The 13,653-nt window shown below is 67.9% G+C and carries 13 protein-coding genes and 1 pseudogene (1 of these 14 only partly in view); 4 read left to right on the forward strand and 10 right to left on the reverse strand.

Going from position 1 to position 13,653, the window contains the following annotated elements; translation table 11 throughout:
* Nucleotides 1-217, forward strand: a pseudogene (gene lpdA, locus MIC448_RS04165) (dihydrolipoyl dehydrogenase) (it extends 1,186 nt beyond the left edge of the window).
* A gap of 160 nt (nt 218-377) precedes the next feature.
* Here the strand turns inward: lpdA and MIC448_RS04170 are convergent.
* Nucleotides 378-1,076: a CYTH domain-containing protein gene (locus MIC448_RS04170; RefSeq protein ID WP_051513108.1), complete on the reverse strand. Its 699-nt coding sequence runs from the start codon at nt 1,074-1,076 to the stop codon at nt 378-380.
* Complete coding sequence (locus MIC448_RS04175; RefSeq protein ID WP_036296464.1) at nt 1,009-1,224, reverse strand: hypothetical protein; 216 nt, start codon at nt 1,222-1,224, stop codon at nt 1,009-1,011. Before MIC448_RS04175 ends, MIC448_RS04170 begins: the two co-directional genes overlap by 68 nt.
* Nucleotides 1,225-1,317: 93 nt before the next feature.
* Between MIC448_RS04175 and glgP the strand changes: the two genes are divergently transcribed.
* On the forward strand, nt 1,318-3,837 hold the full coding sequence (gene glgP / locus MIC448_RS04180; protein ID WP_036296491.1) for an alpha-glucan family phosphorylase: 2,520 nt from the start codon (nt 1,318-1,320) through the stop codon (nt 3,835-3,837).
* 3 nt (nt 3,838-3,840) lie between these two features.
* Nucleotides 3,841-4,575, forward strand: a complete 735-nt coding sequence (locus tag MIC448_RS04185; protein WP_036296466.1) for a glutamine amidotransferase — start codon at nt 3,841-3,843, stop codon at nt 4,573-4,575.
* A gap of 130 nt (nt 4,576-4,705) precedes the next feature.
* Here MIC448_RS04185 and MIC448_RS04190 read toward each other — a convergent pair whose 3' ends face one another.
* Nucleotides 4,706-5,425, reverse strand: a complete 720-nt coding sequence (locus tag MIC448_RS04190; protein WP_051513110.1) for an NAD(P)H-hydrate epimerase — start codon at nt 5,423-5,425, stop codon at nt 4,706-4,708.
* Entirely contained in the window at nt 5,422-6,477 is a 1,056-nt protein-coding gene (locus MIC448_RS04195) for a YihY/virulence factor BrkB family protein (RefSeq protein WP_036296468.1), read from the reverse strand. Before MIC448_RS04195 ends, MIC448_RS04190 begins: the two co-directional genes overlap by 4 nt.
* 211 nt (nt 6,478-6,688) lie before the next feature.
* Between MIC448_RS04195 and MIC448_RS04200 the strand changes: the two genes are divergently transcribed.
* Entirely contained in the window at nt 6,689-8,317 is a 1,629-nt protein-coding gene (locus MIC448_RS04200; RefSeq protein WP_232711477.1) for a GspE/PulE family protein, read from the forward strand.
* Between the two features lie 81 nt (nt 8,318-8,398).
* On the opposite strand, the gene MIC448_RS04205 is transcribed toward MIC448_RS04200, so the two are convergent.
* The 6 genes from MIC448_RS04205 to MIC448_RS16545 form a co-directional block, all read right to left on the reverse strand.
* Nucleotides 8,399-9,637 carry a type II secretion system F family protein gene (locus tag MIC448_RS04205; protein WP_036296471.1) on the reverse strand — a complete coding sequence of 413 codons (1,239 nt, stop codon included), beginning with the start codon at nt 9,635-9,637 and terminating at the stop codon, nt 8,399-8,401.
* 1 nt (nt 9,638) lies between these two features.
* Nucleotides 9,639-10,781: a type IV pilus twitching motility protein PilT gene (locus MIC448_RS04210; protein ID WP_081766173.1), complete on the reverse strand. Its 1,143-nt coding sequence runs from the start codon at nt 10,779-10,781 to the stop codon at nt 9,639-9,641.
* An 8-nt stretch (nt 10,782-10,789) separates the two neighbouring features.
* Nucleotides 10,790-11,500, reverse strand: coding sequence for a hypothetical protein (locus MIC448_RS04215; RefSeq protein ID WP_036296473.1), 711 nt, complete (start codon nt 11,498-11,500; stop codon nt 10,790-10,792).
* Nucleotides 11,497-12,186, reverse strand: coding sequence for a PilN domain-containing protein (locus MIC448_RS04220; RefSeq protein ID WP_144237978.1), 690 nt, complete (start codon nt 12,184-12,186; stop codon nt 11,497-11,499). The genes MIC448_RS04215 and MIC448_RS04220 overlap by 4 nt, the downstream gene beginning before the upstream one ends.
* A 34-nt stretch (nt 12,187-12,220) precedes the next feature.
* Nucleotides 12,221-13,084 carry an A24 family peptidase gene (locus MIC448_RS04225; protein WP_081766174.1) on the reverse strand — a complete coding sequence of 288 codons (864 nt, stop codon included), beginning with the start codon at nt 13,082-13,084 and terminating at the stop codon, nt 12,221-12,223.
* 123 nt (nt 13,085-13,207) lie between these two features.
* Nucleotides 13,208-13,579: a type II secretion system protein gene (locus MIC448_RS16545; protein WP_081766175.1), complete on the reverse strand. Its 372-nt coding sequence runs from the start codon at nt 13,577-13,579 to the stop codon at nt 13,208-13,210.
* Nucleotides 13,580-13,653 lie beyond the last annotated feature (74 nt).

A 13,653-nucleotide genomic window follows, 5' to 3' on the forward strand; every position in this document is an offset into this window, starting at 1 on the left:
ATTCGTCAAGCTGATCGCCGACGCCGAGCACCTCGAGCTTCTCGGCGGTCACCTGATCGGCCCCGACGTGTCCGAACTGCTCCCCGAGCTCACGCTGGCGCAGAAGTGGGACCTCACGGCTCTCGAGGCGGCACGCAACGTTCACACGCACCCGACCCTGTCGGAAGCCGTGCAGGAAGCCTTCCACGGCCTCGCCGGTCACATGATCAACATGTGAGCCGAAAGGACTCAATGCGCGCGAAGAGCGCGTTGAGTCCTTTGCGGCTCAGGTTGAGCGAGCGCAGCGAGTCGAAACCAACAGACGCGCATAGTCAATGCGTTTCGACTCGTCGCTACGCTCCTCGCTCAACGACCGGACGTTGCGCACAGTCCGCTCGTCAGCGACCGAGGGCGCGCTGCAGCTTCGAACCGGATGCCGCGGGCACTCCCCCGACGGCGGCGACGGCGGCATCGACCGCCGCGAAGAACTCGGCGCGGCCACGCTCATCCGCGGGCGCGGCGGGGCCGAGCTCGACCTCCCATTCGCGCCAGTTCGTCGCGGCACCCGTCTGGAGGTCTGTGGCCTGGACGTGGTCGTCGACGAACTCGGCGATGACGGCGCCCGAGGCATCCTGAAGCAGGATCGCGTGCCGTTGGTTCCGAACGCGCGCGATGGGGCGTAGTTCGTCGTCACCGCACCATTCGGTCACCGACGAGCGAACATCGGTGGGCACAGCAACCGTGAGCGGATCGGACGGCAGCGCCTCGCCCAGCGGCCATCCCCACTCGTGGCGACCATCGGCGGCGCTGGACTTGACGTGCCACCCCTCATCAGGACCACCCGTCCGGCGACGCACCGCGACAGCACGACGGGAGAGAGAGAGCTCTGCCGTGTCGAAATAGATCGCATCCAGCGGCCGCAACTCGGGCGGCCAGACACCGGCCACACCCGGAAGCGAGGCCAGATCCGGCAACCGGGTGGCCTCGCTCACGTCGTATTTGCGCTCGACCTCGATCGAGCGCGTCGGCTCACTCGTCGCTCGGCCTGATCTCTTGCGTCTCTTCGACGTAAACGAACGTGGCCTGCGTGGGGCCATCCGATTCGCCGGTCTGCTCGAGCTCGCCCTGACGGCGGTAGACGATCTGACCTTCGCTGTAGGGCAGGACGAGCGAGTCGTCGTCGGCATCTTCGAGGGGTACCACCTGGCCGTCGAGGGGCCCTCCGGAAAGTCGTGCAATAGACATAATTCCTCCTTCTTCGACCCTACCCCGCGGGTACGACAGGACCCCGTTCGCCGCGGTCGGATCACGTCAGATGAGACGCCTATGATCAGTCGCATGAAGGCCATTCGCACGTTCACGGTCCGACCCGTCCTCGCCGAAAGCATCGCGGCACTCGACACGCTCGCCGCCAACTGGCGTTGGTCGTGGAGTCGCGCCACGCACGCCCTCTTCGAGTCCATGGATCCCGCGGTCTGGGCGAAGGTCGGAGAGAACCCGGCCCGGATGCTCGGGGCGCTGGGGCAGGAGCGCCTGGACGCCCTCGCCCGCGATGACGCCTTCGTCGACCGCGTCACGGAAGAGGCCGATCGCCTCGAGGCGTATCTGACGCAGCCGCGGTGGTTCCAGCGCGTCCAGGGCCCGAAGCCCGAGCACATCGCGTACTTCTCCCCCGAGTTCGGGGTCGACGGCTCCCTCCCCCAGTATTCGGGTGGCCTCGGCATCCTGGCCGGCGATCACCTCAAGAGCTGCTCGGACCTCGGCGTGCCACTGACCGGCATCGGGCTGTTCTACCGCGCGGGGTACTTCCGCCAATCGATCGGCGACGACGGCTGGCAGCGCGAGAGCTATCCGCTGCTCGACCCCCACGGCCTCGGCCTGACGCTGCTGCGCGACGAAGCCGGTACCCCGGTCGAGGTGTCGCTCGACATCACCGGCGGTCGCGTGCTGCACGCGCGCATCTGGGTGGCCGACATCGGACGCGTGCCTCTCCTGCTGCTCGACTCCGAGACACCCTCGAACACGGAAGAGATGCGTCGGGTCACCGACCGTCTCTACGGCGGTGGTGGCGAGCACCGCTTGCTACAAGAGGCACTGCTCGGAATCGGCGGCGTTCGCGCCCTGCGCGCCTGGTGCCGTGTGACCGGCCGGCCCGAGGCCGATGTCTATCACACGAACGAGGGCCACGCGGGGCTGCAGGGCATCGAGCGGATGTCCGAGCTCATCACCCACGATGGCCTGACGTTCGACGAGGCCCTGGCGCAGGTACGCGCCTCCACCGTGTTCACGACGCACACCCCCGTTCCCGCCGGAATCGACCGATTCCCGAAGGATCTGATCGCCGCCTACCTGACCGCCGGTGTCGTCAGCGGCATCGATCCGCAGCGCGCCCTCGCGCTCGGTCTCGAGAGCTGGCCGGGCGGCGACCCGAGCGTGTTCAACATGGCCGTGCTCGGCCTGCACCTCGGGCAGCACGCGAATGGCGTCTCACTGCTGCACGGCGAGGTCAGCCGCGGAATGTTCGGTCAGCTGTGGCCGGGCGTCGACACCGACGAGGTTCCCATCACCTCGATCACGAACGGCGTCCACCCGCCGACCTGGCTGCACCCCGCCCTCAAGGGCCTGAGCGAGCGGGCCTTCGGCGATGCCCACGTCGAGACCCATGACTGGACGGATGTCGCGCGCGTCTCGGACCGTGAGCTCTGGGACACCCGCTCGACGATGAAGGGCGAGCTGGTCGACGAGGCCCGCGGCCGCACCGGCCTCGCCGGCGTTCTCGATCCCGAGGCACTCACGATCGGGTTCGCGCGTCGCGTGCCGACCTACAAGCGTCTGACCCTCATGCTGCGGGATCCCGAGCGGTTGACGCGGATCCTGACCGACCCCGAGCATCCGGTGCAGATCATCGTCGCCGGAAAGTCACACCCCGCGGATGACTCGGGCAAGCAGATGATCCAGGAGCTCGTGCGTTTCAGCCGCGACCCGAAGGTGCGTGGGCGGATCGTCTTCCTGCCCGACTATGACATCTCGCTCGCCAAGACGCTCTTCCCGGGCTGCGACGTGTGGCTGAACAACCCGATCCGGCCGCTCGAGGCATCCGGAACGTCCGGTATGAAGGCGGCGCTCAACGGAGCGCTCAACCTGTCGATCCTCGACGGATGGTGGGACGAGTGGTTCGACGGGCAGAACGGCTGGGCGATCCCCACGGCCGATACGGCGGGATCGGACGACGAGCGAGACGATGCCGAGGCATCCGCTCTCTACGACCTGATCGAGCACCAGCTGGTGCCGAAGTTCTTCGACCGCACGGACGGTGTGCCGAGCGAATGGCTCGGGATGGTGCGGCACACGATGAAGGTGCTCGGACAGAAGGCGACGAGCGACCGGATGGTGCGGGAATACGTCGCCCGCCTGTACACCCCGGCGTCCGAGCATGCCACCGAGCTGCGCGCCGATGACTTCGCGCTGGCGCGTGAGCTCGCGGCGTACACGGAACACGTGCGGGCCGCATGGCCGTCAGTGCACATCGCGAGCGTGGACGGGTCGGGCATCGCCCAGCAGGCGGCGGCGGGTGACGTGCTCGAGGTGCGCGCCGCGGTTGCACTCGATGGGCTTTCCGCCGCGGATGTCGCCGTGCAACTCGTGTGCGGCACGACGGATGCCGAGGACGCCATCACGGGCGAGCGCTCGATCGTGCCGCTCACGCCGTCCGGCGACGCGGTCGACGGGCTGACAATATTCACGGGCACCGTGCCGCTGGCCGTGACGGGTCCGTTCGGCTACACGGTGCGGGTCGTGCCGACGCATCCGCAGCTCGTCTCGGATGTCGAGCTCGGCCTCGTCACGTACGCCTCGTAATCCGTGCGACCGTTTGTGCTGCTCGCCACGCGGGCCGAGGACCTGCCCGCGGACGAGGAGTACGCCGCGATGCTGCGCGCCGCCGGGCTCGACGAGCGCGATCTGATCCGGGTGCGGCTGGAGGCCGGGCCGATGCCCGCTCTGGATCTCGACTCTCTGTCGGGCATCATCGTCGGCGGCGGCCCGTTCAACGCTTCGGACGCGCCCGAAGCGAAATCGCCGGTGCAGCAACGCGTCGAGGCGGAATTCGCGACGCTGCTCGACCGGGTCGTTCCGGCCGACTTCCCGTTCTTCGGGGCCTGCTACGGCATCGGCACACTGGGCGCGCACGAGGGCGCGGTGATCGACAGAACGTTCGGCGAGCCGATCAGCGTCGTGCCGGTCACGCTCACCGATGAGGGCGCGCGCGACCCGCTCTTCGCGGGGCTACCGACGGAGTTCGGGGCGTTTGTCGGACACAAAGAGGCGGTGTCGCGACTGCCCGCACACGCCGTGCACCTGGCATCCTCGCCCGGATGTCCCGTCCAGGCCTTCCGCGTCGGACAAAACGTCTACGCAACGCAGTTCCATCCCGAACTCGACGTCGACGGCATTACGACGCGCATCCACGCCTACGCGGGCCACGGATACTTCGCCGCGCACGAACTCGAGCTGACGCTGGCGGCCGTGCGCACGGCGCCGGTGTCGCACCCGTCGCGAATGCTCCGGACCTTCGTCGAGCGCTACGCGCGCGACTGAGCCCTTCGGCGCCCGCAAGCGCCGTGGCCCACGCGCGAACGGACGCACCACGCCGTGCGGATCGAGCGCGCGCGGCGTGTTGCGTCCGTTCGACGAGTTGAAGCGGCGAAGAAAGCGGGGCTCGCGTGGGTCAGGGGACGGAGCGGACGGGCACGGATGTCTCGAGCTCCGGCCGCACACGGGCGAGGGCCGGGCCGAGGCCCAGGTCGACGAGACGGATGTCACCCGCGACCTCGGGCCCGCGTCCCCGCACGAGCCCGGCCTTCAGGGCACCGAAGGTCACGGTCACGTCGGCCGGCAGCACGGCGTCGTCCGCGGTTCCATCGTCGGGGTGCAGCCCGCTCGGCAGGTCGACCGCGACGACCCGCGGCCGGTCCGCGGCCCCTGATCGGACCGCCGGAATCAGCGCCTCGACGGCGGCGCGGGCGATGCCGCGCAGGGCCGGCGTGGCCGACGTGCCGATCCCGAGAATTCCGTCCACGATCACGCGATAGCCCGATGCGCCACCCCGCACCTCGTCGAGACCGACGCAGCGCGTACCGGCGCGGCGGGCGGCGCCGAGCCCCTCGCTGTGCGCACGGTCGGACGTCAGCAGCAGATCGACGCGAACGCCCGAGGCGGCGAGCGAGGCGGCCGCAAAAAGCGCATCCCCGCCGTTGTTGCCCGAGCCGGCGAGCACGAGAATGGGCCCAGCGGGATCAACGGATGCCTCGAGCAGGCCGCGAACGCTCGCATCGGTGGCCGCGGCTGCGCGGGCCATGAGGGGTTCACCGGCTTCCAGGAGGGGCTGCTCCGCGGCGCGGACCGCGGTGGCCGAGTAGGCGAGTGTGAGGACTGCGATGTCGCTCATTTCTTTCCCTGCGGTTCGGCGAGCGCCGCTTCGCGCTCCTTCTTCTCGTCCTCGCGAGCTCGATCCAGCTCCGCTTTGGCCGCCTCCAGGGCGATCTCCGACCGCCGCACGCGCCGCGCGAGGAAGGTGGGGGCGCCGTAGCGCGAGCGCACCCGGTCGCGGTCGTCCTCGACGCCGGTCAAGATATAGGCCGCCGAGATCAAGATGACCTGACTGGAGAGGTTGAACCAGAGCAGCAGGGCGATGAGCGCCGCGAACGAGGCGAGCAGCGGGTTGGCGCGCGCTCCCCCGACGAACAGGCCCGACAACTGCTGGAGCACGACGAGCCCGACCCCGCCGATCAGCGCGCCGGTCCAGAGTGCTCGCGCCGGTGCCTTCACGCCGGACAGCACGATGAACATGACGGCGATCACCAGCGTGTCGAGAACGAAGACGACGACCGCCGACAGCAGCCACGTTCCCCAGGAGGAGAGCGGGTGATCGGCCGGTACGCCGAACCATCCGCCGACGACGTCGACCAGGGCGGTTCCGAAAAACGTCACGCCCGCGGCGGCCACGAGGGCAACGCCCACACCGACCGCCACGGCGAGGTTCCGCAGCAGAGCCCAGACGATGAAGATGTCCTCGTTGGGCTGGTCGGCGAGGGAGCGCAGCGCCGAACGCACCTGACCCACGGAACCGATCGCCGCACCGATCAGACCGATCGACGACAGCACACCCGTCAGGCTCAGGCCCGCCGGAGCTTGGATGTCGGATGGATCGACCAGCCCGTCCTCGCCAACGAGACCGGGGATGACCGAGTTGACCGCGTTCAGAAGCGCTTGCCACGCGACCGCATCGCCCGAGAGCCACAGCGCCGCAATCGAGAACCCGAGCAGGACGGCCGCGAAGACCGCGAACAGCAGGCGGTAGGTGATGCTGTCGGCGAGCATCGGTCCGCGGTGCTCGGAGTAGAGAAGGAATGCGCGGATGGGCTTGCGCTGTAACGCCCACGCGATGATCCGGGCGATGGGTGGTCGGGGCGCCTGTGCGGATGCTTCGGTGTCGGCCATCAGGTCAGGCTAATCGCGCACACGCCACCGTGCAGCGTCTTGACAGCCGAGACATCCGCTCACACCCATCCGACCGATCGATCCCGGACGCCGCGGGGCAATGGCGTCGCGCGCACCGGGACACGCACGCCCTCGCCCCTAGGATGGAGCGCGGCAGGAGAGGTGTACACACGTGCGCGGTATTTATCAGACGTTGGTGCAATCGGGGGCGGTGAGCGCCGGGGTTATGGCGACCGCGCTCGAGCAGTTCGGCGATACCTCCGAGCTCGAACGCCACCTGGTCGATCGGGGGCTCGTCTCGGAGTGGCAGCTGGCTGAGGCCGTCGCGACCCACACCGGCCATCGTGCCGTCGACATCTCGGCCGTCGTCATCGATCCGCACACGATCGCGCTCGTTCCCGGAACACTCAGCCGCCGCTACCGCATCCTGCCCCTCGAACACACCGGCGACCGACTCCTCCTCGGCATGGTCGATCCGACCGACATCATCGCGATCGATGACGTCACGAGTGTGACCGATCTGCGCGTCGAGCCGGTCGTGGTCGCCGCGGACGCGCTCCAGCGTGCGTTCGAGCGCTACCTCCGCTCCGACGAAGAGCTGAGCGACCTCTCCGAACAGATCGGCGAGACCAACGAGAGCGCGACGATCTCGTTCACGGCGTCCCTCGATGATCAGGATGCCGACGCGCCGGTCGTGCGATTCGTGAACCTGCTGATCGCCCAGGCCATCAATGACCGGGCCAGCGACATCCACGTCGAACCCGGCGAGCATCAGCTGACCGTGCGCTTCCGCATCGACGGTGTGCTTCATGAGATGCAGCGAGCCGACCGCGCCATCCAGGACGGGATCATCTCGCGCTTGAAGATCATGTCCTCCGTCGACATCGCCGAGCGCCGGCGACCGCAGGACGGGCGCCTATCGGTGCACCACGAGGGACGCCAGATCGACCTGCGCGTGGCGACCCTGCCCACGGTCTGGGGCGAGAAGATCGTGATGCGCATCCTCGACAACACGGGTCAGTCGATGGCGATGACCGACCTGCAGATGTCGCCGGGCAACCTGGAGCGGTTTGCGAAGGCCATCCATCGCCCGCACGGCATGGTGCTGGTGACAGGCCCCACAGGATCGGGAAAGTCCACGACGCTCTACACGGCCCTCCGCGACGTCGCGAACCCGCGCGTGAACGCCATCACCGTCGAGGACCCCGTGGAGTACCGAATCGCGGGCATCAACCAGGTGCAGGTCAACAACCGCGCCGGGCTGACCTTCGGCGCCGCACTTCGTTCGATCCTGCGGAGTGACCCCGACATCGTGCTGGTGGGCGAAATCCGCGACCACGAGACGGCCGTCATCTCGATCGAGGCCTCGCTGACGGGCCACATGGTTCTCTCGACACTCCATACGAACGATGCGCCGAGCGCGCTTCCCCGGCTGGTCGAGATCGGCTGCGAACCGTTCCTCGTTGCGACGGCCCTCACCGCCGTCGTCGCGCAGCGTCTCGCCCGGCGCCTCTGCATCCAGTGCCGGACTCCCGTCACCGAAACGAGCGAGCTGCTGAGGTCCCTCGGCTTCCCGCACGATCCATCCGATCCTCCGCAGGTGTATCGCGCCGCCGGATGCCCCATTTGTTCCGGAACGGGCTACCGCGGCCGCATCGCGCTGCATGAGGTCATGACGATCGACGACCGGCTCGAAGAACTGGTCGTCGCGCGTGCAACGGGCACCGAGATGCGTCAGGCGGCGCTCGCCGCCGGCATGGTCTCGCTGCGCGAGGACGGTTGGAGCAAGGTCACGCAGGGCCTGACCACGATCGAAGAGGTTCTGCGCGTCTCCATCTGACTTGCCGAGAACAGGAGATTCGGCGAGAACAGGACAAAATCAGCCCATCCGTCCTGTTTCGGACGGATCTCCTGTTTTCGATCAGGCGGTCTGGCTGAGCTCGCCGTACAGCGAGAAGATCGGCAGGTAGAGCGAGATCACCATTCCGCCGATCAAAATGCCGATGCCGACGATCAGCACGGGTTCGATCGTCGCCGTGAGCTGATCGGTAGCCGTCTCGACCTCGTTCTCGTAGAGGTCGGCGATGCTTGAGAGCATCTCGGACAGGGTGCCCGACTCCTCCCCGACCGACACCATCTGCGCCACCATCGACGGGAACACCGCGGCCTTCGCGAGGGGCGCCGCGAACGAGCGTCCCTGCCGGATCGAGTCCTGGATGTCGTGGACGGCCTGCTCGATCACGATGTTGTTCGAGGCCTGCCCGACGATCGACAGCGCTTGGACGAGCGGAACCCCCGCCTGCAGCATCATCGCGAGGTTGCGTGTGAAGCGGGCCACGGCGATCTTGGTCGCCAGAGGGCCGAACACCGGCAGTCTCAGCTTCAGCGGATCGATGAAGCGACGGACGCGGTCGGTTCGGCGGTTGCGTGTCCACCACACCCACCCGGCGAGCGCGAGCACGACTAGCAGCGGAAGGATCCACATCATGTTGTGCGAGAGCGTGACGAGGATCTGTGTCGGCAGCGGCAGGGCCGAACCGATCCCCGTGAACATGCTCTCGAAGATCGGGACGATGAACGTCACCATCACCAGAACACCGAGGACCGCGATGACGAGCACGACGAGCGGGTAGGTCGTGGCCGTCCGGATCTTGTTCTGCAGCTCGGCCTCTTTGCCGTAGGTCTCGGCGATCGAGGTGAGCGCCTGACCGAGGAATCCGCCCGTCTCGCCGACGCGCACGAGGCTCACCATCAGGGGCGGGAAGACATCCGGATGCCTCGCCAGAGCGATCGAGAGCGACGCACCGGACTCGACGTCGGCGTGCACCGCGATGAGGGCACTCTGCAACTGCTTGCCCTCGGTCTGCTCGATCAGGATGCCGAGCGTTCGCATGAGCGGCAGGCCCGCGTTGATGAGGCCGGCCATCTGTTTCGCCATCACGGCGAGCTCCGCCACCTTCACCCGTTTGCGCATGCCGGGCAGCGAGACATCCCGGTTCAGCCCGGTCTTCGACACGGGAACGACCGAGACGGGTGTTAGTCCCTGCACACGCAGCTTTGAGACGACGGCGTTCTCGCTCACGGCCTCGAGCGTGCCCTTGACGATCGCACCGCCGGAGTTGTCGACGGCCCGATAGCTGTATTCCTGGAGCAGTGCCATGTCAGTTCCCCCATCCGGCCAGGTGACGCTCACCGGCGTGTGTCATCCACGCTTCGGCGTCGAGGTCGCGCGGGCGCACCCGCACCCCGTCGAGACTGTTCGGGTCGGCGGCATTGGCGCGGGCGATGTTCTCCGCGATTGTGCCCTCTTCGACCAGACGCCGCAGGTCCTGGTCGAACGTGTGCATGCCGAGCGCCGACCCCGATTGCATGGCCGAGTAGATCTGCGCCGTCTGGCCCTCGCGGATGAGGTTGGCCACGGCCGGGGTGTTGATGAGCACTTCTGTCGCGATCGTTCGACCCGTGTTCTGGGCCAGTGGCAGCAGGGTCTGGCTGATGATGCCCTGGAGCGAGTCGCCGAGCTGTGTTCGCACCTGGTCCTGCTGGTGCGAGGGGAAGACGTCGATGATGCGATTGATGCTCTTCGCGGCGCTCTGCGTGTGCAGGGTCGACAGGACGAGATGGCCGGTCTCAGCGGCGGAGAGCGCCGTCGAGATCGACACGGCATCGCGCAGCTCGCCGATCAGGATCACATCCGGATCCTGTCGCAGCACGCGGCGCAGCGCCTCGGCGAACGACGCCGTGTCTGAGCCGATCTCGCGCTGATGGATCAGGGCCTTGCGGCTCTCGTGCTGGAACTCGATGGGGTCTTCGATCGTGATCACGTGAGCGGGCAGCGTCCGGTTGATGATGTCGACCATCGCCGTGAGCGTCGTCGACTTGCCCGACCCCGTCGGTCCCGTGACCAAGACGAGGCCGCGGGGTTTGAGCGCCAGGTCACGAGCGATCGCGGGGGCACCGAGTTCGTCGAGCGAGAGCACACGTGTGTCGATGAAGCGGAGCGCGGCCGCGACCTCGCCCAGCTGGCGGAACACGTTTACGCGGAAGCGCCCGAGCCCATCGGATGCGTACGAGAGGTCGACCTCGCCGTGCGTCGCGAAGTCCTCGGCGTGCGCCGGCGACATGATCGAGAGCAGAGCGCGCTCGACCCACTCGGTCGAGAGCGGATCGAGGTACCCGACGATCGGCACGAGGTCGCCGTCGACGCGCATCAGGGCCCGGCGCCCCGCAGTCAGGTGGACGTCGGATGCTCGTGCCGCCGCGGCGGTCGCGAGCACGGCATCGAGAGCGGTGGTGTCTCGCATGACGGGCCTCAGTTCTCGGTGCGGACGAACGCGGTGGCGTTGACCGTCAGGTCGTAGGCGGTGGTGTTCGGGCTGAGTGTCGAGTGCACGATCGAGACCAAGCGGTTGCCGTCGCCGAGTGCGTCGATGAACAGCTGTGCCTGCGCCGGGCTCGGGGAGATGAGCGTGACGGTGAAGCCGATCTGGACCTTCGGCTCGGTGGGTGCGGTGGCGCCATCCGTCACTGAGCCATCCGTCGTTGAGCCATCCGTCGCTGTTTCGTCGGCAGTGGCGTCGCCTGTTTCGGTGGCGCCATCCGTCACAGCCGGATCGGAGGAATCGGAGGCCCCATCGGTGAACACGAGGGAGTCGGATGTGAGCGCAGCACGCGGCGTCCACGCCGTGGTGTCGCCGATCGACGCGGTGACGATGCTGACGCCCGCGGTGTTGGCAGCCGTGGCGACGATCTCGAAGATGTCGTCGAGGCGCGGCTCGGCAGGGATTTCGCGTTGGAGTTCGGCGACGGATGCCTCGATCTCGGCGAGGTCCGCCTCGCTCTCGCGGAGACCGGCGATCTGCGTCTCGTAGCCCAGGTTCGTCTGGGCCACCATGTCGGCGTCGGTCGTCGTCGCCGACGCCTGACCGGCGAGGGGCAGCGCGATGAGAAAGACTCCCGCCGCGAGAATGCCGACGGCGAGCACCGCCCCGATCAGGGTGACGAACTGCTTCGAGATGTTCATCCGAGCGCCTCCTCGGCGAACGCGCCCGTGTAGAGCGTCTGATCGAGCGCCGCGCGCAGGCGGTAGATGTAGATCCGCTGGTCACCGCCACCGATGAGCTCCGAGGTCACCTCGAGCGGGTCCATCAGTGCCACCCCCGGCAGCTCACGGAGCGACCGGACGGTCGGGGCGATGTCGATCGGCGTGGAGCTGCGCAGCTCGAGTGTCCCACCGAGCGCCAGCTCGGCCTCGGGGTCATCGGCTGTCGGGGCGGCGCCGGCCGTCAGATCGAACCCGGTCACGGCAACTCCGGCGGGCAGAGCGGCAGACAGATCGGAGAAGAGCGTCGTCCACGACACATCCGACACCATCGCGTCGGCGCGGAATCCCTCGAGGTCGGTGCGGAGCGACAGTGCCCGGCTGACGTCGGACAGGCTCGCGAGTTCGGTGAGGAGTTCGCTCGAGCGCAGCTGGTCGGCGGCCAGACGCTGCTCGGCGCTCCACTTGAGCCAGAAGGCTCCGGCCGAGGCAATGGCGACGACGGCGATGACGGCCAACAGGCCGATCGCCCACCGACGAACGAGGACATCGCGCTCGCGGCGCTGCGACTCGGCTCGCGGGAGCAGATTGACACGCGGCACGATGATCGATGGCGCGGGTGGGCTAGCGGGTAGTGAGCGCTGCAACGGCTCAGTGTGTGCCATCATCCGCCCCTTCCTTTTCTGTATCGATCGTCGACGCTCAGGCGCCGACGAGAAGTCCCAGGTACCAGCGGGCGATGGGCTCGCCCGCGATGATTCCGACCCAAGCGCCGACGAGCATCCAGGGCCCGAACGGGATGGCGGTGCGTCGTCCGGCACGCCGGGCGAGCAGGAGAGCCACGCCGAAGATGCCGCCGAGGACGAACGCGGCGAACGCTCCGACCACGACGCTGCCCCAGCCGAGCCATCCGAGCTGGATGCCGATCAGTCCGGCGAGCTTGACGTCGCCCCCGCCCATCCCGTCGGGGCGGATCGCCCGCAGGATGGCGTAGAAGGCGAACAGCGCCGCCATGGCCAGGATCGATCGCAGGAGAGCGGACCAGTCGGCGCCGAGGATGCAGGCCAGAGCGAGCACCACGAGCGACACGACGTAGCTCGGCAGCACGATCACGTTCGGCAGGCGCCGCGTGTCGAGATCGATGAGCGAGAGCACGACGCTGACAGCGGCGAAGTAGAGGAAGGCGAGCGCGACGACGACCGTGGCCGCCGTGCTCGTGGAGCCCTCGGACGTGGAGAGGTAGCCGGTTGCGAAGAACCACGCGACGCCCGCGAAGATCGCGCCTGTTGTGGCCTCGACCACGGGATACCGCGGCGAGATCTTTGCCGAACAAGAGGCGCAGGCGCCCCGCAGGCCGACCCACGACAGGACCGGCACGTTCTGCCAGGGCCGCACGGGTGCATCACAGTTCGGGCAGCGGCTCTCGCGCGTCAGCGGAATGCCCGCGGGCACCCGGTAGACGACGACGTTCAGGAACGAACCGATGACGAGACCGAATACACCCGCGAAGGCGACGATCAGGCCGAGCGCGGGCGGTGTGAGCGCCGTCTGTGCGAACGCGGTCACGATGCGTCACGCGAGGCGCGAACGCCTGCAGAAGTAGAACGAGGCATGTCCCCCCACATCCTCGAAGTGGTAGGGGGTGCGGCGCGTCCGTGACGCCCCGCACCCCCTATGGCGTCTGGCTGCTTAGCAGCCGGGGCCGGAGGTCTGCGTCTTGCCGTTCTTAGCGGCCTGAACACAGAAGTCGGTCAGCGTTGTGCCGGACTTGAGCGTGACGACGACGCTGTCAGTGTTGAGGCTCTTGAACGAATCGGCCGTCACAGCCGTGTTGTTCGCGTAGGCCGCTGCGGCAACCGAGGCGCCATTTGCAGCGGATGCCTTCAACGCGTTCGTCTCGGCGGTGCCCTGGATGCTGATGAACGTCGGGATGGCGATCGCGGCGAGGATGCCGAGGATCACGACGACGATGATGAGTTCGATGAGCGAGAACCCCTTCTCGCCGTTCTCTTCGCGACGCTCACGCTCGGCACGAATGTAGTTCTGGACGGTTGCACGCATGTTGATTCTCCCCAATGAATGTGATTTGTGATGGGCCCGGTCGAGGCGGGCGGTCCCTCCGTCAGGTCCCTGCC

Source organism: Microbacterium sp. C448 (assembly GCF_000582705.2).
GTDB lineage: Bacteria > Actinomycetota > Actinomycetes > Actinomycetales > Microbacteriaceae > Microbacterium > Microbacterium lacus_A.